This is a genomic window from Microbacterium nanhaiense (assembly GCF_014646015.1).
In the GTDB taxonomy this organism is placed as follows: Bacteria; Actinomycetota; Actinomycetes; order Actinomycetales; family Microbacteriaceae; genus Microbacterium; species Microbacterium nanhaiense.
Map to the genome: position 1 here is coordinate 208175 of NZ_BMMQ01000006.1, position 22208 is coordinate 230382.

Here is a 22208-nt window from a genome sequence, read left to right on the forward strand (position 1 = left end):
CGCATTCGAACATCGACCGTCCGCGATAGGCTCTGAATAAAGATTCACTCCCGACCCGCGCGCCGCCGATGGTGCCCGAGAAGGAGAAACGGAGACCACCGTGCCCCAGAGCTCGATCCGCCAAGCCGACGGCCAGACGCGACTGATGACCAAGATCGCCCGCATGTACCACGAACACGGTCTGCGTCAGGCCGAGATCGCGCGCCAATTGAGCATCTCACAGGCGAAGGTCTCGCGCCTCCTGAAGCGCGCCGAACAGGCGGGGATCATCCGCACGATCGTCACCGCGGTGCCCGGCGTCTACGCCGAGCTCGAGGAGGAGATCGAGAAGCGATACGGCCTCAACGAGGCGGTCGTCGTCGACGTCGACCCCGACGCGAGCGAGCAGGACATCCTGGCGTCGATCGGGGCCGGGGCCGCGGGCTACCTCGAGGCGTCGTTCTCGGGCCGCGACCGCATCGGCGTCTCATCGTGGAGCCAGACCGTGCTCGCGATGGTCGACCGCATGCGGCCGCTCAACCCGCGCGGCGCCGAGGAGGTCGTGCAGCTGCTGGGCGGCATGGGCGCACCCGAGGCGCAGAGCCACTCGAACCGGATCCTCGGCGAGTTCGCCCGCATGATCGGGGCGGAGGCGGTGTACGTGCCGGCGCCCGGGATCGTCGCGACGCGAGAGATCTACGAAAGCCTCATGCAGGAGGCACCCATGCAGGAGATCACGCGGCACTGGCAGGATCTCACGGTCGCGATCATGGGCATCGGCAGCATCGAGCCGTCGGCCGTGCTCGCGACCAGCGGCAATGCCTTCTCGGCGGAGGAGATCCAGAAGCTCGCCGAGGCGGGCGCCGCCGGCGACATCTGCCACCGCATCTTCCGCACAGACGGCGAGCTCGTGCACGGCGACCACGACGATCGCATCATCGCGATCCAGACCGACGACCTCCTGCGGATCCCCCGCCGGGTCGGTCTCGCGGGCGGCCCGCGCAAACGCGACGCGATCCGCGGTGCGCTCGAGGGCAAGTGGATCACTACCCTCATCACCGACGTGCACACCGCTGAGGCGCTGATCGCTTCCTGAGGGGCGCGCGGGCGACCCGCGAGCGGTGCCGCGCGAGGCGCGGAAACCGCTCGGGCGCGCCGCGCGGTCAGGGGAGGACCACGGGCGCGCCCGAGCGGAGCTTATGCGGCGAGCGTCTGCCCCAGCCGCTCGATGCCCGGGCGGAGGCTCGTGAGCACCGGCACGTCGACCGACGCGGCCTCGGCGGCCGAGGCCATGGAGGCCTGGGCGAGGACGATCACGTCGACCTCGCCGGCCCACCGCTCGATCGCCGCGACGACGAGGCGGTCGTGGGTGTCGCGGTCGCCGCTCGCGACCGCCGCGAAGGCGCCGTCGACCACCTCGCTCGAGATCTGCGGATCCCTGCCGGCGAGCTCCGCTCGCTCGCGAATCAGCGCCGTCGTCGGCTCGGAGGTCGTCGGCAGCGTGGCGATCACGGCGATGCGGGGCCCGGTCGCGACGGCGATGTCCGCCATCGCCTCGTCGATGCGCAGCACCGAAATCCCGACCCGCTCCGAGAGGGGCCCTGCGAGCTGCGAGATCGACGAGCAGGTGAGCATGACGAGCTCGGCCCCGCCGTCCTTCGCGGCCCGAACGAGGTTCTCGAGCCGCCCCTCGACGGATCCGGACAGCTCCGGGTCGCGGAGGTCCGCGACGATCTTGTCGTCCAGATAGTTGACGGGCGTCGCGTCCGGCAGCAGCTCGCCCGCGAGCGCCATGACCGGGGGGATCACGACCGCACCGGTGTGCAGGAATGCGATTCGAGTCATGTTTAGCCCTTCACGGATCCGGCGGCCATGCCCGCCATGATCTTCTTGTTGAGGAAGATGAACACGATCAGCAGCGCGATGATGTTGATGCTGACCGACGCGAACAGCGCGCCGTAGTTCGTTCCACCGTACTGGTCGGACAGGCTCAGCAGGCCGACCTGGATCGTCGCGAGCTCGGGACGGGTGGTGAACGTCAGCGCGATCAGCAGGTCGTTGAACACGCTGAAGAACTGGACGAGCCCGATCGTGAGCATGGCGTTCTTCATCATGGGGAGACCGATGATAAAGAACGAGCGCAGCGGGCTCGAGCCGTCCATCGTCGCCGCCTCGAACATCTCGCGCGGCACGGCGCGGAAGTAGGCCGCCATGAGGAAGGTGGTCAGCGGGATGCCCATCGCCGTGTAGGTGAGGATCAGCGGCCACAGGCTGTCGGTGATGCCGAGCTTGAAGTAGGTCGTGAACAGCGGCACGAGGATCATCTGGCCGGGGACCATGATGCCCGCCATGATGAGCAGCAGCGTCTGGCGCCGCCCCTTCCAGATCATCACCTCGAGCGCGTATCCGGCCGCGACACCGAGGAAGACGATCAGCACCACGGACGGGATCGTCACGATGAGGCTGTTGCGGTAGTTCACGAGGATGTTGCCGCGCGTGAACGCCTCGATGTAGTTGGCGAGGTTGAAGCTCTCGGGAAGGGCCCACGTCGGGTTCGCGAAGAATTCGCCCTGGGTCTTGAACGATCCGAGGACCATCCAGAGCATCGGGTACATCACCACGATGAGCAGGAGCGCGACGGCGATCCACACGGGGATCCGCCTGAGCGCGCGCTTGACGGCGCGGCCGCGCTTCGAGGGCACCTTGCGAGACGGTGCCTTGGCCTGGATGAGGGTCTGTGTGGCGCTCATGTCAGTCCTCCGTGCGCTTCGACGAGGAACGGAACACCGCGAGCGTGAACACCATGCAGAGCAGGGTGAGAATGACCGCGATCGTGGATCCGTACCCGTACTCGGCGTATTCGAACGCGGTGCGGTACATGTACAGGGTCAGCGGCGACGTCGAGGTTCCCGGGCCGCCGTTGTTGAGGGCGAGCAGGCTGTCGAACACCTTGAGCGTCGCGTTGAAGCTGAAGATCACGGACGACAGCAGGATCGGTGCCGAGAGCGGCAGGATGATGTGCCGGACGAGGCGCAGGCCACTCGCTCCGTCGATGCGCGCCGATTCGATGACTTCGTCGGGAATGTCGATGAGACCCGTGAACAGCAGCACGGCGTAGAAGCCCATCGACGTCCACAGTGTCATGAGAATCGCGATGAGCATGGTGCCCCACGTGGTGGCGAGGAACTCGACGCTCTCGCCGCCGAAGAGGTTGATGATGTCGTTGACGGGGCCCTGGTTGTCGCCGACGGCAACGAGGCTCTTGAAGAGCATCGACACCGCGACGGTCGGGAGCACCATCGGGAAGAACACGACGGTGCGGATGAACGCGCTCCCCTTGCGCAGCACGAAGACGTACAGCAGCGCGAGGAGGTATCCGACGGTGACCTGTGCGGCCGTCATGATGACGGCGAACATGATCGTCACCCACAGCGCGTGGAGCGCCGCCTTGTCGGTGAAGAAGGTCGCGAAGTTCTCGAAACCGACGAACGTGAAGCCGCGAAGCAGATTTCCCTGGAACAACGACAGCCCGAGCGACCAGAGCACCGGTACGACCTTCAGCAGGACGTACACCGCCAGCACGGGCACGAGCAGGATGAGGACGGTCTTGCGGTCCCCGAAGACGCGTGACATCGCGACCCCTTTTCGGATACGTGGGGCGCCGGCCCTCCCTGCGGAGGGCCGGCGCCCCATACGGATTACTGTGCGGCTTCGACGCTGGCCTGGAGCGCCGCCATGTAGTCCTCGGGGCTCATGTCGCCCGAGACGAGGAGGCTGCCGTTCGTCGAGGCGAGCGAGCCAGTCTTCGCGTCGAACAGGGCCTCGAACCACAGCACGGTCTCATCGATGTCGGCGACCTTCTCCTGGACCATCTTGGTCACGGGGGCGACGTCGGCGACCTCGCCGTTGACCTGGAAGCCGGAGACGATGCCGGAGGTCTCGAGCGCCTGCTTGCCGTAGTTCTCGGCGATGCAGCCGAACCAGGCCTCGGTCTTCGGGCCCATCGTCTTCGCGTTCGCGGCCATCGCGGCGCCGGCGTTCGCGGCCCACTGGTCGATGCTGCCCGCGCCGCCGTCGACGGCGGGGAACGGCATGAAGCCGATGTTCTCTTCGCCGATCTCGTTCTGCGAGGGGTCGTTGATGTTGCTCAGCAGCCACGAGCCGTCGTACTTCATCGCGGCCTTGCCCGTGAGGAACTGGGCCGTCGACGTGCCGCCGTCCATCGTCTGGAAGCCGGTGCCAAAGTAGCCCGAGGTTGCGAGGTCCTGCAGCGCGGCGGCGCCCTCGACGTACTCGGGATCCGTGAGCTTGGCCGAGCCGTCCTTGACCTTGGCCATGGCGTCGGGGCCGACGTTGCGGAAGATGTACATGCCCATCAGGCGCGTCATCGGCCAGCCGTCCGCGCCCGCCGTCGTGAGGGGCTGGTAGCCGGCGGCCTCGAGCGCGTCGGCCGCGGCGAGGAGCTCGTCATAGGTCTGGGGCTCTTCGATGCCGACCTCCTCGAAGATCGCCTTGTTGTACCAGATGCCCTCGAGGTTGTACTGGTACGGCAGCGAAACCATCTGGCCGTAGACGTTCTCGACGGTCGACGCCGCGGCGGGGAGGATGTTGCTGAACCCGTCGCCCAGCACCTCCTTGTAGTCGGCGACCAGGCCGCCCGCGCCGAGGTCACCCGTGGGGCGCACCATGTCGGTTCCGGCGATGAAGTGCTGCGGCAGCGCGTTCTGGCTGGCGAGCAGCGTGACCTTCTGGGTCGTGTCGGCCTGGGCCGTCTTCTGGTGCTCGATCGGCATCGCCGCGTTCTCCTCGGCGCAGGGCCCATCGGCAAGCATCTGCAGCTGGTCCTCGAGCGCCTGGTTCTCGTTGGCGGTGAGGACGGTGAACTTCTCCGGCTCATCTCCGCCACCGGCTCCGCTGGCGGATCCGCCGGTCGAGCCACCGTCGCCGCCCGCGCATCCGGCGAGGGCGGTGACGGTCAGCGCGGCGAAGCCCGCGAGGGCCCAGCGGCGCGAGGTGCTGTGAATGATCATGTCGTCCTCCTTGACGAGGTGGGGGGGTACGCCAGAACAGTAGGAAAAATTGCGCGCTGTGTCAACACACGGGGTTGAAATTTTATGCATCTTGTGACTGAATCGAGATATGCACCCCCGTCACACAGCCGTCTCGGGGTTCGAATCCCGAAAGGATCCGCACGCCATGCCTTCCGCGCACCTCGCTCCCGTTTCCGCCGCCAGCGCCCGCTGGGCCGGCGGCTTCTGGGGCGGCATCCACGCTCGCACGCTCGAGACCACCATCCCGCAGCAGTGGGGATCCCTTGCCGACCCCGAGGTCAGCCAGGGCCTGCTGAACTTCCTCATCGCGACGGGCGAGAAGGAGGGCGTGCACCTCGGCCCTCCCTTCATGGACGGCGACCTGTACAAGTGGATGGAGGCGGCGATCGACTCGCTCGAGACGACGCCCGATCCCGAGCTGGCGGAACGCATCGAGTACCTCGCGGGCCTGATCGCGAAGGTGCAGCGCGAAGACGGCTACGTGCACACCCCCACCGCGATCTCGCAGATCAATGGCGAAGAGGTCACCGCGCTCGCGGACCGCTTCAACTTCGAGACCTACAACCTCGGCCACCTCATCACGGCGGGCGTGCGCCACTACGAGGTCACGGGCAGCGAGTCGCTCCTCGACAGCGCCAAGGGCGCCGCGCGATTCCTCTCCCACCTCGCGAACGACAAGCCGCTCGAACTCGCGCGGAGCGCCATCTGCCCCTCGCACTACATGGCCGTTCTCGACCTGTACCGCGTCACACGCGACCGCCAATACCTGGAGCTCGCGGAGGCCTTCGTCCGCGTGCGCGACGAGTTCGACGAGGGCGGCGACGACAACCAGGATCGCCTCGCCGTGCGCGACCAGCTCGTCGTCGCCGGCCACGCCGTGCGCGCCAACTACCTCTACGCCGGCCTCGCCGACCTCGTCCTCGAAACCGGCGACGCGCAGCTGCACGCCGTCCTCGAGCGCCTGTGGCACGACGTCGTCGACACGAAGCTGTACCTCACGGGCGGCTGCGGTGCGCTCTACGACGGCGCCTCGCCCTACGGCCACCAGTGGCAGGGCGAGATCAGCCGCATCCACCAGGCATACGGCTACGCGTACCAGCTGCCCAACACGACCGCGCACGCCGAGTCGTGCGCCAACATCGGCATGATCTTCTGGAGCGAGCGCATGCTGGCCCTGACGGGCGAGGCGAAGTACGCCGACGTCATCGAGCGGATCGCCTACAACGTGCTGCTCGCCAGCATCGGCCTCGACGGCGGCACGTACTTCTACACGAACGCCCTGCGCCAGGTGCGCGATCTCCCCTTCGCGCTGCGCCGCCCCGGCGACACCGGACAGCTGAACGTCCCCGCCCCGCCGCCGTCCGACGAGCGGCTGCGCGAGGAGTTCATGTCCTGCTACTGCTGCCCGCCTAACATCGCGCGCACGCTCGCGAGCTTCCACACCCGCATCGCCTCCACCTCCGCCGAGGGCCTGTTCGTGCACCAGTACGGCGGCAGCGAGATCGACGTCGCCGCGGGTGATGCGCGCCTCGCGCTGCGCGAGGACAGCGACTACCCGTGGGACAGTCGCATCGCCTTCACGGTGACGGCCGCGAGCGGATCCCTCCCCCTGCACCTGCGCATCCCCGGCTGGTCCGAGGGCGCGACGCTGACGGTCAACGGCGAGGCCGTCGCCGTCTCGGATCCGTCGAGCTACACGCGCCTCGAGCGCGAGTGGGCCGAGGGCGACGTGATCGTTCTCGATCTGCCGATGCCGACGCGCATGATCCGCGGCCACCGCCTCGCCGAGGAGCTCACGGGTCAGGTCGCCGTGCAGCGCGGCCCCGTCGTCTACGCGATCGAGAGCATGGACATCCCGGACGGGGTGCGCCTGGAGCAGGTCGCGCTCCGCCGCGGCGCGAGCTTCGCGCCCGCGTGGACCGAGATCCAGAACACGCGCCTGCTCGCCCTCGACACCGAGGCCGCCGTGTTGCCGCTGTCCGGATCCGACGGGCTCTACGAGACCGTCGAGCAGGACGAGCTCGGATCCGCGCCCGTGCGGCTGATCCCGTATTACGCGTGGGCGAACCGCGGCGCCGGCGAGATGTCGGTCTGGCTTCCGGTGGTGTGGTGATGAGTTCTTACGTCCACGCCACATACGAGATCGAGACCTCGCTGCCGCTGCAGCAGGCCGCCGAGATCCTCGCGGGCGAGCAGTCGACGGGCACCTTCGTGCGCGTCGAGCGCGAGACCGATGACCTCCGCGCCCGCTTCGCGGCGCAGGTCGCGAGCCTCGAGGAGCTGCCGCTCACGGGCTCTTCCCCCCTGCCCGGCTCCGTCGGGGATCCCGCCCAGCGCCGCCGCGCGCGGCTCGTGATCCGCTTCCCGCTCGATAACTTCGGCCCGTCGATCCCCAACCTGCTGGCCGCCGTCGCGGGCAACCTCTTCGAGATCAAGGAGCTCGCGGCGATCCGCCTCGTCGACCTCGACCTGCCCGCCGAGTTCGCCGTGCGCTATCCCGGCCCGAAGTTCGGGCTCGCCGGAACCCGCGATCTGATGAACGCGCCCACGGGGGTGCTCCTCGGCACGATCATCAAGCCGAGCATCGGGCTCGCGCCGCACGAGCTCGCCGAGGTCGTCGACGAGCTCGCGACGGCGGGCATCGACTTCATCAAGGACGACGAGCTGCAGGGCAATGGCCCCCATTCGCCGCTCGAGGCGCGCGTGAACGCCGTCATGCCCGTACTGAAGAAGCACGCCGACCGCACGGGCAAGATGCCGATGTACGCGTTCAACATCACCGACGACATCGACCGCCTCGAAGCGAACCACGACCTCGTCGTCGCCGCCGGCGGCACCTGCATCATGACGTGCATCAACATGATCGGGCTCTCGGGGCTCGAGTACATCTCCCGCCGCTCCCAGGTGCCGATCCACGGCCACCGGGCGATGTTCGGATCCATCGGCCGCAGCAACCAGGTCGGCATCGCGTTCCGCGCCTGGCAGAAGCTCGCGCGGCTGTCCGGCGCCGACCACCTGCACACGAACGGCATCAGCAACAAGTTCTACGAGTCGGACGAGCAGGTGCTCACGGCGATCTCCGACGTGCGCACGCCGCTGCTCGGCACGACGCAGACGATCCCCGTGCTCTCGAGCGGGCAGTGGGCGGGCCTCGCGCACGACACCTACGCCGCCACGGGCACCTCTGACCTGCTCGTGCTCTCCGGCGGCGGCATCCACGGCCACCCCGACGGCCCCGCCGGCGGCGTCGCAAGCATGCGCGAGGCGTGGGCCTCGGCCGAATGCGGCGAGAGCATCGACGAGGCCTATGCATCGTCGGCGGCGTTGCGCCGCGCGGCCGAACGCTTCGGGAAGGTGCGGGCGTAGGAGCCCTATCGTGAACGGTATGCCCGAGGATTCCGCGCGCCCCCGCGTCGCCTTCTACGGCGACGACTTCACCGGAAGCGTCGACGTGCTGCTGCAGTTCGCGAGGCGCGGGTGGACGGCCCGGCTCTTCGTGGGCCGGCCGTCCGAGGCGGAGCTTGCGGCCGCCGCCGCGACGAACGACGTCGTCGGCATCGCGGGCGTCGCACGCTCGCTCCCGACCGACGCGATCGAGGCCGAGGTCGGCCCCGCGCTCGACCTGCTGCTGTCGGTGGATCCCGACATCGTGCAGTACAAGGCGTGCTCGACCGCCGATTCCTCGCCCACCGTGGGGAGCCTCGGCCGGGTGCTCGAGGTGGCGCGGGAGCGCTTCGCCGGGGTCGCGCCGATCCTCTTCGCGCAGCCCGACTTCGGCCGCTACACCGCGTTCGGCAATCATTTCGCCGCCGAACGCGGCACGGTGTACCGGCTCGACCGGCAGCCGACGATGTCGCGGCACCCCTCGACGCCCATGCACGAGTCCGACCTCGTGGAGCACCTGCGCCGGCAGACCTCCCTGCCCCTCGCGGGCCTGCCGTTCACTCAGTACCCCCTCCCCGGCGAACCCGAACTGCGGGTTCGGGCCCGAACTTCGGATCCCACCCCCGGTACCGCTCCGCAGAATGGGGCCACTTCCGAAGATGAAGATCACCCGCTCGCCGCGCGGATCCGCGAGTCCGGCGCCGCGGGGCTCGTGCTCGACGCGCTCGACGAGGGCCACCTGCGCGTTGTGGGCGAGGCACTCCAGAGCCTCCCGCGCCCGGTCTTCGCGATCGGATCCGGCGGCCTCAGCCATGCGGTGGCGATCTCGGATCCGCGGGAGGTGGATCCGATCCCCGCCCGCGGATCCGAGACGGGGCCCGTGCTCGTCGTCTCGGGTAGCCGATCGGCGGCGACCCGCCGGCAGGCCGATCACGCCGCGGCGTCCGGTTGGCTCGTGCGCCCCCTCTCACTCGCCCGGGGGCCGCTCGATGACGTCGTCGCGGCACTCGCGGCCGGGCGCAGCGTGGTGCTCACTTCGGACGATGCGGATGCCCACGGCATGGACAACGTGCTCGCGGCGGTCGCGGAGGCGAGCGCCGAGGCGGTCCGTGCCGCGCTGCCGCACACGCGGCGCGTCATCATCGCAGGCGGTGATACGTCGAGCCGGGTCACCGGCCTGCTGGGCGTGACCTCGCTCTCGATCGCCGCGAACCCGTGGGCCAACGTCGTGCTCCTGAGGGCGCACGCGGATTCCCCCGAGGTCGACGGCATCGAGCTGCTGCTCAAGGGAGGTCAGGTCGGCGACGACGACCTCTTCGAGGCCATCCGGGCCCTCTGATTCATCGCGTTCCCTCGAGGAGGGGAAGAGTCAGGCCTCGACCAGCACCACCGGTTCCCGCAGGAGGCCCGACTCGACGCCCTCGAGCGCAAGGTCGAGATCCTGGATCCGGAAGCGGCGACCGTGGGCCCGCTCCGCCGCGGCGGCGACGGCCGGGAGGTGCTCGTCCGCGGCGAGGCGGTTCGCCGTCGTGTTGTGCACGACGATCTCGAGCTCGTGCTCGCCCGCGGCGAGCGCGCCGAGCTCGACCCGGTAGGGCGCCGACCACACGGATCCGGCCCGCCGCCCGTTGACGAAGACCTCCGCGGCGACGCCGATCGGGGAGGTGATCTTCGCCCGGAACGACGGTCCGCGGATCCCGCGGTCGGCGATCTCGCTCGGGATCGGCGCGGATTCGCCGAGGTCGAGCACGGCGGCGGAGGCGCGATCGAGGGTGAAGCCCGAGCGATACGTCGCCGAGCCCGAGTAGCCCGCGCGGGAGTCCTCCCAGCGGTGCGGGATGTCCACGGCGGCCGGCTCGGCGTCGGGGAACGTCACCGTCCATCCCCGCGGGCGCACCTCGCGCGTGCCGGCCGGTTCGCGACGCTCCTCCGCCGGCACCCCGCCGAGGATCACGACCGCCTGATAGGGCGCAAGGTCGAGCGGCCCCGCGTCGATCGCGCGGATCTCGCCCGTCCGCGGATCCGCGAGCGACCACGCCGCGTGCGTCGTGCTCGGCGCGAACGCGATCGTCGCCGGCGTCGCCGCCGTGTTCGCGACGAAGAACGCGTCGGCGCCGTCGAGGCGGCGGTGGGTCACGCCGACGGCGGCGCGGTGCTCCTCCGGCACCGCGAAGGGGTGCTCGGACGCCAGGCGCTGCTCGAGCACGCCCCGCAGCGCGTCCTCCCCGATCACGACGTCGACGAGCCCCGAGGAGCGTTCGCCGTCGCCTCCTGGCGCGTGGTCGATCGCGATCACGATCGCGCCCGACTCGCGGGCGCGACGGATCCACGCCGCCGCGGGCACGTCGCTCGCGCGGGGGAGCACGATCGCGTCGAAGGCGCCGGGATCGAGGAGCGCGGTCGACGCGTCGTCGAAGAGGTCGTAGTCGTGCCCCGCGTCGCGGATCGCGCCGGGGATGACGGGGCCGATCCAGTCGCGGGTGCGGCGGGACAGGTCGAGGCCGTCGCGGGCGGCGTCGATGTCGCGGGTCGGGGCGTAGAGCCCGACCCGGGCGACGCGGTGCCCCTGACGCATGATCCACGACAGGCGGGCGGCGTAGCGCCACAGCTCCGGCGCGATCGGCCACCACGCGTTTCGCTCGTCGAGCGCCGCCGCCGCGTAGAAGACGTTGCCGAGGCCCGGCCCGGCGACGGGCGTCGACGGCCAGCCGTGCCCGAAGAACTGGTTGATGCCGCACAGGATGTGCTCGTGCATCTCGCCCGCGAGATCGAGCGGCGTCGAGCGGAACGACGGCGAGTGATTCCACGTCCACGTCTCGGACGAGACCACCGCGGCACCGCAGATGCGCGCACCCGACGACGCCCACCGGCTCTGGGTGACGTCGCGCCAGCCCCAGCCCTCGCCCTCGATCTGGTCGACGAAGCGGTAGCTGCTGACGGCCGCGGGCGGCTCTCCGTAGCCCTGCACGCGCAGCGGAACGCTCTTCGAGGCGGCCCACGCGCGAAGCGGCTTCAGGAAGCCGTCCTCGTAGAGCTCCGTGCGGGTCTGCCCCAGGTCGGCGCGGAGGCGGGCGCTCCCCGGTCCCTCGACAACAAGCCGCCACAGCTCGAGCAGCAGCGGGTAGCCGCGGCGCGCCTCGAACTCCTCGGGAAAGCGGGGCGTCCAGTCGCCGTGATACACCTCGAGGCTGTCGCAGAACACCGAGCCGATGTTCGCGACCGCTTCGACCAGCGGCTCAGCGACCACCTCGATGTGGTGTCGGATCGCCGCCGCCGAGTAGTGGTCGAGCACGGGACCCTCGCTTCCGCGCGCGGCCCGCTTGACGTTCTGACCCGTCAGCCGGGAGACCGCGAGCAGCACCACGCGCGGCCCGGTCCCGTCGGGGATCCGCACGCCGCGCCCGTCCCACTCGAGGAGCCGCACGTCGTCGGGGATCTCCTGGATGGATCCGTCGCCGAGGTAGGCCGCCACGAGCTCGTCGCCGGGCACGGCCGCGGGGAGCGGGATCGTCCGCGCGCCCGGCGCGATCTCGAAGCGTTCCCAGTGCAGGGTGCGCGCCGCGTGCTCGGGACCGATGTGGGGCCCGCCGTAGGACCAACCGCTACCGAGGGTCACGTCGAGGCGCAGGCCGAGCTCGTCCGCCACCTCGCCGGCGTGGCGGAGATTCGCCAGGAACGGCTCGCTGAGGAAGGGATCCCCCTCCTCCGCCATCGGGTAGACGAAGGAGACCTCGGCGCCACGGAGCCCGGCGTCGCGCATCGCGGTGAGCTCGCGGCGGATCCGTTCCGGGGTCTGCGCGGGTCCGAACCACCACCAGCGCATCATCGGCGCCGCCTCGCGCGGCGGGGTGCGGAACAGGGCGGACAGGTCGGACGTCGTCGTCACGGGATCCTCGCTTCGAATCGTTTCAGCGACACCCTATCGCGGCGCATCCGGCAGCTCGTACGCCTGCCACGGCGCCTGGGTGGCGAGCTTCCCGCCCGACACGTCGTGCAGGGTTCCCGTGATGTATCCGGCGAGGTCGCTCGCGAGGAAGAGAATGAGGTTTGCCACGTCCGCCGGCTCCTCCCAGCGCCGCAGCGAGAGCGTGCCGAGGCGCTCCGCCTGATCCTCCGGGCTCATCTCGGCGAAGCCGTTCATCGCGGTCGGCACCATCCCCGGCGCGTAGGCGTTGACGGTGATGTTCCACGGGCCGAGCTCGCCGGCGAGCACGCGGGTGAACGACACGACGGCCGCCTTCGAGGCGGAGTAGGCGGCCGACGCGATGCTCGGCACGATCGCCGCGAAGCTCGCGGCGTTGAGGATCCGCCCCGCGCGCCGGGCTTTCATGTGCGGGATCGCGGCGCGGCAGACGTTGAAGGTGCCGCGCACGTTGACGTCGAACGCCAGATCCCACAGCGCCGGGTCGATCGCCTCGACGGTCCCCGGGGCGTTGACGCCCGCGTTGTTGACGACGACGTCGAGCGAGCCATGATCGGCGACGACCCCGTCGATGACGCGCGTGACGGCCTCGAGATCGGTGATATCGGCGACGCGCCAGTCGATTCCGTCGGGGGCGTCGTTCGGGATCCGCAGGTCGAGCCCCACCGTGATCGCGCCCTCGCGCGCGAAGGTCTCGGCGATCTCGCGGCCGATGCCGCGGGCGGCCCCCGTGACGACGACGACGCGTCCGGCGAGGTCGATGTTCATGTGCGTTCTCCTTCGATCGCGGGAGCGGTCGCCGTGCGCGACCGATTAATGCATACTTTATACATGACTCAGCGCGTGGTGTGGGTGACCGGATCCGGCAGCGGCATGGGACGCGCGAGCGCCCTGCGGCTCGCGCGTCGCGGCTTCGCCGTCGCGCTCTCCGGCCGCCGCGCTGAGGCGCTCGAGACCGTGCGCGACGAGATCGCTGCCGCGGGCGGATCCGCCATCGCCGTGCCGCTCGACGTCACGGACTCCGCCGCCGTGCGCGAGGCGCACGAGCGGATCCGCGCGGAGCTCGGCGCCGTCACGGATGTCGTCGCCTCCGCCGGCCTCAACGCCCCGAACCGCGGCTGGGCGGATCTCACGCCCGAGAGCTTCGAGGCGATCGTCGGCACGAACCTCACGGGCTGCCTCAACATCGCCCACGCGGTGCTGCCCGGCATGCGCGAGCGCGGCGGAGGAACCGTCGTGTTCGTGTCGTCGTTCGCCGGCTGGCGATTCGGCGCGATGTCGGGCGTCGCGTACGGGGCGTCGAAGACCGCGGTGGGGAACCTCGCCGAATCGCTCAACGACGAGGAGAACGTCAACGGCATCCGCGCCTGCCACCTCTGCCCCGGGGATGTCGACAGCGAATTCCTCGCGATGCGTCCGCACGTGCCCGACGCCGAGGCGCGCAGCCACATGATGACGGCCGACAACGTCGCCGACGCCGTCGAGTTCGTCGTCATGTCGCCGCCCGAGGTGTGCATCAACGAGCTCGTGGTGACGCCCGTGAAGAGGGGCGTGTCGCGGGCGTGACCGGTCTCTTCGAACGGGTGCTCGACAGCGTCGGGCTCGCAATCTGCGCCGGCACCGCCCCTCCCGTGTTCACGGCGCAGGAGATCGAGGAATCCACGGGCGCGTCCCGCAGCGTCGTGCGCGAGGCCGCGCGCGTTCTCGAGACGCTCGGGATGGTGCGCCCCGTGAAGAGGGTCGGCCTCGTGGTGCAGGCAGCGCCCGCCTGGAACACCCTCGATCCGCGCGTCATCCGCTGGAACCTCGCCTCGCCGCGACGAGAGGAACAGGTGCGCCAGCTGCTCGAGCTGCGCATCGCGATCGAACCGGAGGCCGCGCGCCTCGCTGCGCGGCGGGGCCCAGCGGGGGACGCGGATCCCTTCGCCGAGCTCGCGTCCGCCGCCGAGCTCCTGTCCTCCGCCAACCCCGAGAGCTTCGGCGAGCGCGACGCGCAGTTCCACCGTGCGGTGCTCGTCGCCTCGGGCAATGACATGTTCGTCCGCCTCGCCGACGTCATCACGGAGGCGCTGCGCGAACGCGCCGCCTCCGTCGCCCACGCGGATCCGCACGACGTCTCCCTCCACGCCGAGCTCGCCGAGCGGATCCTCGCCGGAGCCCCCGACGCCGCCGCCCGAACCTCCCGCGAGATCATCACCCGCACCGCCGCCGACTCCGCCAGTGCCCGAGTGTCGGAATAATCACGAGAATCGGATCCTCACGCCCCAGGGATCCGAGTTCCGTGATTTCTCCGAGCCTCGTGCGCAACACCCGACAACACCCGCCGAGTCCGCGCCTCGCACAACGCCACCCCCGGGGTCACCAGACTCGGAATAATCACGAGAATCGGATCCTCACAGCCCAGGGATCCGAGTTTCGTGATTTCTCCGAGCCTCGTGCGCGGCGCGCGCGGCCCCGCCACGAAAGTCGGACAAATCACGAGAATCGGAGGGATCCGCGCAGATCCTCCGAGTTTCGTGATTTTTCCGAGTCTCGTGCGTGGTCAGGGCGCGCTGAGGCGCACCGTCCAGCTCGTGTGCTCGCGGGGGACGCGGTACTTTTCCGGCAGCGCGGGGCCGACGGAGGCGGATCCGATGCCCATCTGCGCGTAGTCGATGTTCAGCCAGACGCGGCCCGAGTCGGTGAGCTCGCGGCGGTGCGCGGCCCGTTCGAGGTCGTGGGAGGTCCAGCGGCGCGCGGTGAAGTCGAAGTCACCGCTCACGCGCAGCCCGCCGATCTCCAGCCACCGTGTGTCGACGTGATTGCCGTTCTCCTGCGGCACCTCGTACGGCGTCTGCATGTCGTCGACGGATCGCGTCCACACGCCCACCCTCGAGCCCATACGTGAATCGGCATATGTCTCCTCGGGCCCCCGACCGAACCACGTCGCGGAGTCGGCGGATCCCAGGGAGAACAGGAGCCCGATCCGCGGGATCCACACGTCGTGGTGCTGGTAGGGGGTGTCTCCCCAAGGGCCGACGAAGTCGACCGTCGTGGTGAGTTCCAAGGATCCGCCAGTGCCGCGCCAGCGCATCTCCCACTCGGCCGCGTGGTTGCGGGTCGCGGCCCCCGCGCGTCCGCGCACGACGAGCGCGTCGCCGTCGATGTCGACGGACGAGATGCGGTCGATGAGCCGGTTCTGGCCCACCTGCTCCCACATCCTGGCGAGGTTGTTGTTGCCGCCCTGGCCGTGGTCGTTCTCGGTGGGTGCACGGTGCAGGTCGAGCACGGGCCCCGTGATGTCGATGCCACCGAGCCTCACGAGCCGCCCGTCCTCGAAGACGGCGTCGCCGAGGCGGATCCGGGACCCGCGGGAGGCGCCCGGATCCGCCGCCTCCCGGGCGGGCGGGGTCGTCCCGAGCGGCTCCGGCGCGGCGGGCGGCGCCACGTACTGTCCCCACGCCACCTCGTGACCCGCCCGCGCCCACAGCTCGTCCGAGGCAAGCACCGCCTCGACCGTGAGCACGAGGTCCTCGCCCTCCGGGTGTGCGGGGGCCGGAAGGGCCGCCGAGGATCCCGCGTCAACCGCGAGCTCGAAGGACCCGGAGGCGACGACGCGCGCCCCGCTCGTCCACGACCAGCGGAACGATAGGTCATCGGTGCCTCGCGAGTGGCGGGTGTTCGAGACCTCGATCTCCTCCGGGGTGACCCGAATTCCGATCGGGGCATATGCCTTCGCGAGTTCGTGGATCGCGGGCGACGGGGTGCGGTCGGAGAACACGAGGCCGTCGAGGTTGAACCGGCCGCCGTTGGGTTCGTAGTCGATGTCGGCGCCGTGCAGGTAACCGCCCTCGGGGCCGCGGAAGCCGTGATCGATCCACTCCCACACGAATCCGCCGCAGATGCGGTCGTGCTTCGCCATGATCTCCCAATAGTCGCTGAGCGAGCCCGGCCCGTTGCCCATCGCGTGCGCGTACTCGATCAGCAGGAACGGCAGGCCGCGGCGGCGCTCGTCGAAGGGATCCGGCTCCGAGGACGACGAATCGAACTCCATGCCGTGCATGCCGACCTTGCGCGAGCCGGGTTCCTCCCGGCGCCCGATCTGTTCGAGCACCTCGAGGGAGGGGTACATGACCGAGTAGAAGTCGCTGTCGCGGTAGGAGGGGTCGCGCTCGTAGATGACGGGCCGGGATCCGTCGCGCTCGTCGATCCACGCGCGCATCTCCGCGAACCCGTCGCCCGTCATCGACTCGTTCGCCATCGACCAGATCACGATGCTCGGGTGGTTCTTGTCGCGCTCGAGCGTGCGACGCATCCGATCCATGATCGCCTCGCGCCACTCGGGTAGCGCGGGAGGATTGTTCTCCCACCCCTCGTAGATGAAGCCGTGGGTCTCGAGGTCGTTCTCGAGCAGCACCCACAATCCGTACTCGTCGCAGAGCCGCAGGAAGTCCGGGTGCGGAGGGTAGTGGGCCGTGCGCACGGCGTCGACGTTCGCGCGCTTCATCAGTTCGATGTCGCGGCGCATGTCGTCGAGCGAGAGGGTGCGGCCGTGGTCGGAGTGATGCTCGTGGCGGTTCACGCCGCGCAGCTTCACGGGGCGGCCGTTGACGCGGAAGACGCCGTCGTCGATGGACACGCGGCGGAAACCGACGGCGAGCGAGATCGTCTCGCCCTCCGAGGCGAGCGTTCCGCGGTAGAGCCGGGGGCTCTCCGCGCTCCACGGATCCACGGATCCCGACCAGCTCTCGCCGGCGGCGATCCGGATCCCGAGCTCGGGGATCGAGACCTCGGACGGCGTCGAGGCGTCGACCCGCAGCGTGCCGGTGCCGGTCACATGGTCATAGTCGGCGTGCACGAAGTGGTCGTCAATGGCGACCCGCGGGCGCTCGATCAGCTCGACGTCGCGGAAGATGCCGGGCAGCCACCACATGTCCTGGTCTTCGAGGTAGGTGCCCGAGGAGAATCGGTGCACGCGCACGGCGAGCACGTTGCGGCCGGGCCGCACGGGCGCATCGAACTCGAAGGGCAGGCGGGATCCCATGGACCACCCGAGCTCCGTCCCGTTCAGCCACACCTTCGCGCATGAGTCGACGCCCTGGAAGCGCAGCACGGCATCGCCGAAGTCGGCGGGAACGTCGAACTCGAGCCGGTAGTCGCCCGTCGGGTTCTCGTGGGGAACGAAGGGCGGGTCGATCGGAATCGGGTACGCGGTGTTCGTGTACAGCGGCCCCTCGCCGGTGCCTCGCATCGACCGGGCCTCGCCGCCCGCGAGCGGCGTGAACTCCTCGAGGACCCAGTGGCTCGGCACGGGCATCGCGTCCCAGCCCGCCGGATCGAAGTCGTCGGCGATGAACGCGTCTCCCGTGCCGTGCGCGGTCGGCGAGAGCCGGAACGCCCACACGCCGTTCAGGCTGATGGTGCGGGCATCGGTCACGGCGTCCGCGCGCGGCGGGCGCCTGCCCTCGCCGGGGGCGAAGGATTCCCAATAGTTCGTCACAGCACGGGTTCCCGCTCGTCGTGCACCGGGGTCGGCGCGGCGCCGAGTTCCTCGATCTCGCCCCAGACGGCGTCCGGAATCGCCCACGCGGCGAGCGCGCGCGCCTCGTCCAGGCGGGCGGGCGAACTGATGCCGACGACGGTCGAGTCGACGAGCTCGGAACGCAGCGAGAACTGCAGCGCGACGGCGGCCAGGGGCACGCCGTGGCGGGCGACGACCTCTTCGGCGCGCGCGGTCCATGCGCGCAGCTCGTCGCTGACGGGCCGGTACGCGTAGGACGTGCCGGCGACGGAGCCCTTCGCGAGCAGGTCGCCGCCGAAGGGCGCGGCGTTGAACACCGTCATCCCGCGGTCCTTCGCCTCGGTCATGAGCCCGGTCGCGCTCTGGTCGACGAGCGTGAGGCGGTTGTGCAGGAGGAGCAGGTCGAAGGCGCCGGTCGCGACGTACTGGGCGACGACGGGCACACGGCCGGCCGCGATGCCGATGACGTCGGTCAGGCCCTCCTCGCGCAGCGAGACCATCGCCTCGATGGATCCGCCGGCCCCGCTCGCCTCGGCGAACGGCGTGAGGTAGGGGTCGTGCAGGTGCAGGTAGCGCACGCGGTCGAGGCCGAGGCGCGTGAGGCTCTCCTCGTACGAGCGGCGCACCCGATCGCCGTCGAGCACGCCCGTCTCGAGGTCGCGGTCGACCTTCGTGATGATCCGGTTCGCCGCCTCCTCGCGCTCCTCGGCGCCCAGCTCGCCCAGCGCGATGCCGAGGACCTCTTCGGAGCGGCCCCCCGCGTACATGTTGGCCGTGTCGACGAAGTCGCCGGAGCGGAGCAGGGCAATGGCGGTGGCGACCGCCTCATCCTCCGCGGCGGATCCGGGGACGGTGTCGCGGCCGAGGGGCGAGGTTCCGAGCGTGAGGGCGGTGAGGCCCGGGATGTGTGCGCTGGTCATGAGAGTTCTCCGTCGAATCGATCCCGTGTGCATATTCATACATGGACGAATGCTGTCTCATTATGGCGCAGAACGGGCCTCAGAGCCACCCGAGGAGCGAGGCGCCGAGGATCGCCAGCGGCACGAGCAGGGAGGCGAGCGCGAGCCCGAGTGCCGAGGATCCTCCGAGCGCCGGCCCCTCCTCCATCGCCCGCGCCGTCCCGATCGCGTGCGCGGACAGCCCGATCGCGAAGCCGCCCGCGACCGGATCCCGCAGCCGCATAAGCCGCAGCAGCGGCGGCCCCGCGACGGCGCCGAGGATCCCGGTGAGGATCGAGAACACGGCGGCGAGCGAGGCGTCGACGCCGAGCACCTCGGCGACCGCCGCCGAGACGGCGCTCGTCGCGTGTTTCGGGGCGAGGATCCGCAGGAGCTCGCCCGATGCGCCCAGCGCCCAGGCGACGACGACGGTCACCGCCGCGCCGACGATCGTCGCGATCGTCCCGGCGATGGCGACGGCCATTAGGCGTCGTCCCAGGCGGCGGGCTCCCCGGTCGATCGCGAAGGCGAGCGCGACGACGGCCGGGCCGAGGAGCGCCGTCAGGGGCGCCGCCCCCTCCTCGTAGCTCGCCAGCGGGATCCGCCCGATCACGAGCACGGCCCCGATGACGATGGTGCTCACCAGCACGGGGTTGAGCGTGCCGCGGCCGAAGCGAGCGAGCCACGAGGCGCCTCCCCAGACGAGCAGGGTGAGAGCGAGCGCCCAGATCACGACCGACGCCGCATCAGCCGATCGGCGACGAGGGCCGCCGTGAGAAAGGTGGCGAGCCAGCCGGCCACGAGGGCCGCGACGATCGCGCGGGCCTGCTCGGCGAGTTCGCCGAAGGATCCGATCACCCCGACCGACAGTGGCACGAGCAGGAGCGGGAGGACGGCGATGAGCGAGTCGGCGGCGGGCGCCACGACGCGAGTGAGCCAGCCGCGCAGCGGCGTCGCCAGCAGCACCAGCAGCGCGATCATTCCGAGCGTCGACCCGGGAATGGGCAGCGCCGTGAGCGCCTGTACGAGCGTGCCGAGCGCGGCGAAGGCGACGATCACGCCGAGCCCGAACAGCCACCGCGGCACCTGCCCGAGCGCGGGCTTTCCCTCCTTCGCCATTTCTTCACGCTACCCGCTGATATCCCCGGATGACTGTTCGTGTCGCACCATCTTGCGCACGCGCGCGGGGTGCGGTTTCCTCAGTGCATGACACGTCAGATCCGCTTCAACGCCTTCGACATGAACTGCGTCGCCCACCAGTCCTCGGGCATGTGGCGTCACCCGCGCGACCGCTCGCGCGAGTACAACACGATCAGCTACTGGACCGACCTCGCGAAGCTGCTCGAGTCGGGCATCTTCGACGGCCTGTTCATCGCCGATGTGCTGGGCACCTACGACGTGTACGGCGGCACGAACGAGGCCGCCCTGCGCAACGGCGCCCAGGTTCCGGTGAACGACCCCATTCTGCTCACGAGCGCCATGGCCGCCGTCACGGAAAACCTCGGCTTCGGCATCACGGCGGGCACCGCCTTCGAGCACCCGTACCCCTTCGCCCGGCGCCTGACCACCCTCGACCACCTCACGAACGGCCGCATCGGGTGGAACGTGGTGACGGGATACCTGCCGAGCGCGGCCCGGAACATGGGCGCCGAGGATCAGATGGAGCACGACGAGCGCTACGACCACGCCGACGAGTACCTCGAGGTGCTCTACAAGCTGTGGGAGGGATCGTGGGAGGACGACGCGGTCATCGAGGACCGCGAGTCGGGCGTCTTCACGGATCCGTCGAAGGTGCACGAGATCGGCCACCACGGCAAGTGGTTCGACGTGCCGGGGATCCACATCTCCGAGCCGTCACCCCAGCGCACCCCCGTGATCTACCAGGCGGGCGCGTCGCCGCGCGGGGTCGCCTTCGCCGCAGGCAACGCCGAGGCGATCTTCGTCGCGGCGCCGTCGACGGAGGTGTTGGCGAACACCGTGAAGCGGATCCGCGACGGCCTCGAGAGCGCCGGGCGCGATCGCTACGACGCGAAGATCTACACGCTTATCACGATCGTCACCGGTGCGACGGAGGAGGAGGCGCTCGCGAAGAAGGCCGAGTACGACCAGTACGCCTCGACCGAGGGCGCGCTCGTGTTCACCTCCGGCTGGATGGGCGTCGACCTCTCGCAGTACGACTGGAACGAGCCGCTCGGCAACGTCAAGTCGAACGCGATCCAGTCGACGCTGCAGCACCTGCAGGAGGAGGCCGACCTGGGGCGCGAGTGGACCGTCGGCGACCTCGCCCGCAAGAACGCGATCGGTGGCCTCGGCCCCACGATCGTCGGATCCGGCGAGCAGATCGCCGACGAGCTGCAGCGCTGGCAGCGGGAGACCGACATCGACGGCTTCAACCTCGCCTACGCCGTCGCGCACGAGACGTGGGAGGACGTCATCGAGCACGTCATCCCGGTGCTGCGCGAACGGGGCGCGTACCCCACGGAGTATGCCCCCGGCACGCTGCGCAACAAGCTGTCGGGTGCGGGCGACCGCGTGAAGCCGACGCACCGCGCGGCGCGGTACAAGTACGGGGCGTAACCGGGCCTAGAGACCCACCTCGCCCGCGATCGTGGTGTTCGTCGCGCCGCCGACCCACACCTCGTCGCCGACGCGGCTGACGCGAACTCGGCCGCGACGGCCGAGAGCCGTGCCCTGGCTCGCGACATAGTCGTTCGGCAGCTTTGTGCCGGCAAGCCACTGCCCGAGGGCGGCGTTGAGGGATCCGGTGACGGGATCTTCGAGGATCCCCTGCTCCGGGCGGCAGAACACCCGAACCTCGATCGCGCACTCGCCGTCCGAGTACGTGCCGACGGCGCCTACATTAGCCGGCAACGCCGCCTGATCGGGCCGCAGCGCGAGCACGGCCCCGGCGTCGGCGAGCTGGATCCCGAGCCAGCCCGGCCCGTTGTCGCACCATTCCGCATCGACGATGTCGGCGCGCGCGACCCCGAGAGCCGCGGCGGTCTCCGCGATGAGCGCCTCGTCGACGGCACCCTGCCGGATCCGCGGCGGCGCGCAGAACGCGAGCCCGTCCGTGCCGCGCCGGACCGTGACGAGCCCGACGCCGCACTCCTGCACGAGGGTCTCGTCGGCCGATCCGCCCGCCTCGAGCCACGCGTGCGCGGATCCGAGCGTTGGGTGCCCCGCGAAGGGCAACTCGCCGCCGGGCGTGAAGATGCGCAGGCGGTAATCGGCCGCGGGATCCGTCGGCGAGAGCAGGAAGGTCGTCTCGGAGAGATTGGTCCAGCGGGCGAAGGCGGCCATCTGGTCGTCTGTCAGGCCGTCGGCGTCGTGCACGACGGCGACGGGGTTGCCGAGCAGCGGCTCGGAGCTGAACACATCGACCTGGCGGAAGGGGAGCGTCATAGCTCGACGCTAGCAAGTCTCCGCTGCGA

At 70.2% G+C, this 22208-nt stretch carries 18 protein-coding genes; 7 read left to right on the forward strand and 11 right to left on the reverse strand.

The features are described from left to right. Positions 1–100 precede the first annotated feature (100 nt). Entirely contained in the window at positions 101–1075 is a 975-nt protein-coding gene (locus tag IEX05_RS10970; RefSeq protein WP_229661264.1) for a sugar-binding transcriptional regulator, read from the forward strand. A 101-nt stretch (positions 1076–1176) separates the two neighbouring features. On the opposite strand, the gene IEX05_RS10975 is transcribed toward IEX05_RS10970, so the two are convergent. The 4 genes from IEX05_RS10975 to IEX05_RS10990 form a co-directional block, all read right to left on the reverse strand. Beyond that, positions 1177–1824 carry an aspartate/glutamate racemase family protein gene (locus tag IEX05_RS10975; protein WP_188701788.1) on the reverse strand — a complete coding sequence of 216 codons (648 nt, stop codon included), beginning with the start codon at positions 1822–1824 and terminating at the stop codon, positions 1177–1179. A gap of 2 nt (positions 1825–1826) precedes the next feature. Continuing rightward, the gene (locus tag IEX05_RS10980; RefSeq protein ID WP_188701790.1) at positions 1827–2729 is read right to left on the reverse strand and encodes a carbohydrate ABC transporter permease; all 903 of its coding nucleotides are present in this window, start codon (positions 2727–2729) and stop codon (positions 1827–1829) included. A gap of 1 nt (position 2730) precedes the next feature. After that, positions 2731–3612 (reverse strand): carbohydrate ABC transporter permease, encoded by an 882-nt coding sequence (locus tag IEX05_RS10985; RefSeq protein WP_188701792.1) that lies wholly within the window; start codon positions 3610–3612, stop codon positions 2731–2733. Positions 3613–3677: 65 nt separating this feature from the next. Continuing rightward, positions 3678–5009, reverse strand: a complete 1332-nt coding sequence (locus IEX05_RS10990) for an ABC transporter substrate-binding protein (RefSeq protein WP_188701794.1) — start codon at positions 5007–5009, stop codon at positions 3678–3680. A 166-nt stretch (positions 5010–5175) separates the two neighbouring features. Between IEX05_RS10990 and IEX05_RS10995 the strand changes: the two genes are divergently transcribed. From IEX05_RS10995 to IEX05_RS11005, 3 genes are read left to right on the forward strand one after another with little or no spacing between them, the layout of a single operon-like run. After that, a complete protein-coding gene (locus IEX05_RS10995; RefSeq protein WP_188701796.1) occupies positions 5176–7143 on the forward strand; it encodes a glycoside hydrolase family 127 protein in 1968 nt (655 codons plus the stop codon). Continuing rightward, the gene (locus IEX05_RS11000) at positions 7143–8396 is read left to right on the forward strand and encodes a RuBisCO large subunit C-terminal-like domain-containing protein (protein ID WP_188701797.1); all 1254 of its coding nucleotides are present in this window, start codon (positions 7143–7145) and stop codon (positions 8394–8396) included. Before IEX05_RS10995 ends, IEX05_RS11000 begins: the two co-directional genes overlap by 1 nt. Before the next feature lie 19 nt (positions 8397–8415). Further along, positions 8416–9753 carry a four-carbon acid sugar kinase family protein gene (locus IEX05_RS11005; protein ID WP_188701799.1) on the forward strand — a complete coding sequence of 446 codons (1338 nt, stop codon included), beginning with the start codon at positions 8416–8418 and terminating at the stop codon, positions 9751–9753. A gap of 30 nt (positions 9754–9783) precedes the next feature. Here the strand turns inward: IEX05_RS11005 and IEX05_RS11010 are convergent, their stop codons facing one another. Both IEX05_RS11010 and IEX05_RS11015 read right to left on the reverse strand, forming a co-directional pair. Continuing rightward, complete coding sequence (locus tag IEX05_RS11010; protein WP_188701801.1) at positions 9784–12300, reverse strand: glycosyl hydrolase; 2517 nt, start codon at positions 12298–12300, stop codon at positions 9784–9786. A gap of 33 nt (positions 12301–12333) precedes the next feature. Next, entirely contained in the window at positions 12334–13104 is a 771-nt protein-coding gene (locus IEX05_RS11015; protein WP_188701803.1) for an SDR family NAD(P)-dependent oxidoreductase, read from the reverse strand. Positions 13105–13167: 63 nt separating this feature from the next. On the opposite strand from IEX05_RS11015, the gene IEX05_RS11020 reads away from it, so the two are divergent. After that, positions 13168–13902, forward strand: coding sequence for an SDR family oxidoreductase (locus IEX05_RS11020; protein WP_188701805.1), 735 nt, complete (start codon positions 13168–13170; stop codon positions 13900–13902). Further along, positions 13899–14576 (forward strand): FadR/GntR family transcriptional regulator, encoded by a 678-nt coding sequence (locus IEX05_RS11025; protein WP_188701807.1) that lies wholly within the window; start codon positions 13899–13901, stop codon positions 14574–14576. The genes IEX05_RS11020 and IEX05_RS11025 overlap by 4 nt, the downstream gene beginning before the upstream one ends. Before the next feature lie 302 nt (positions 14577–14878). Here the strand turns inward: IEX05_RS11025 and IEX05_RS11030 are convergent, their stop codons facing one another. The 4 genes from IEX05_RS11030 to IEX05_RS11045 form a co-directional block, all read right to left on the reverse strand. Further along, positions 14879–17815 carry a glycoside hydrolase family 2 TIM barrel-domain containing protein gene (locus IEX05_RS11030; protein WP_188701809.1) on the reverse strand — a complete coding sequence of 979 codons (2937 nt, stop codon included), beginning with the start codon at positions 17813–17815 and terminating at the stop codon, positions 14879–14881. Beyond that, complete coding sequence (locus IEX05_RS11035) at positions 17812–18756, reverse strand: aldo/keto reductase (RefSeq protein ID WP_188701811.1); 945 nt, start codon at positions 18754–18756, stop codon at positions 17812–17814. Before IEX05_RS11035 ends, IEX05_RS11030 begins: the two co-directional genes overlap by 4 nt. Positions 18757–18835: 79 nt before the next feature. After that, complete coding sequence (locus IEX05_RS11040) at positions 18836–19507, reverse strand: LrgB family protein (protein ID WP_188701813.1); 672 nt, start codon at positions 19505–19507, stop codon at positions 18836–18838. Continuing rightward, positions 19504–19893, reverse strand: coding sequence for a CidA/LrgA family protein (locus tag IEX05_RS11045; RefSeq protein ID WP_188701815.1), 390 nt, complete (start codon positions 19891–19893; stop codon positions 19504–19506). Before IEX05_RS11045 ends, IEX05_RS11040 begins: the two co-directional genes overlap by 4 nt. A gap of 87 nt (positions 19894–19980) precedes the next feature. Between IEX05_RS11045 and IEX05_RS11050 the strand changes: the two genes are divergently transcribed. After that, positions 19981–21351 carry an LLM class flavin-dependent oxidoreductase gene (locus IEX05_RS11050; RefSeq protein ID WP_188701817.1) on the forward strand — a complete coding sequence of 457 codons (1371 nt, stop codon included), beginning with the start codon at positions 19981–19983 and terminating at the stop codon, positions 21349–21351. A gap of 6 nt (positions 21352–21357) precedes the next feature. Here the strand turns inward: IEX05_RS11050 and IEX05_RS11055 are convergent, their stop codons facing one another. Then, positions 21358–22179: a PhzF family phenazine biosynthesis protein gene (locus IEX05_RS11055; protein ID WP_188701819.1), complete on the reverse strand. Its 822-nt coding sequence runs from the start codon at positions 22177–22179 to the stop codon at positions 21358–21360. Positions 22180–22208 lie beyond the last annotated feature (29 nt).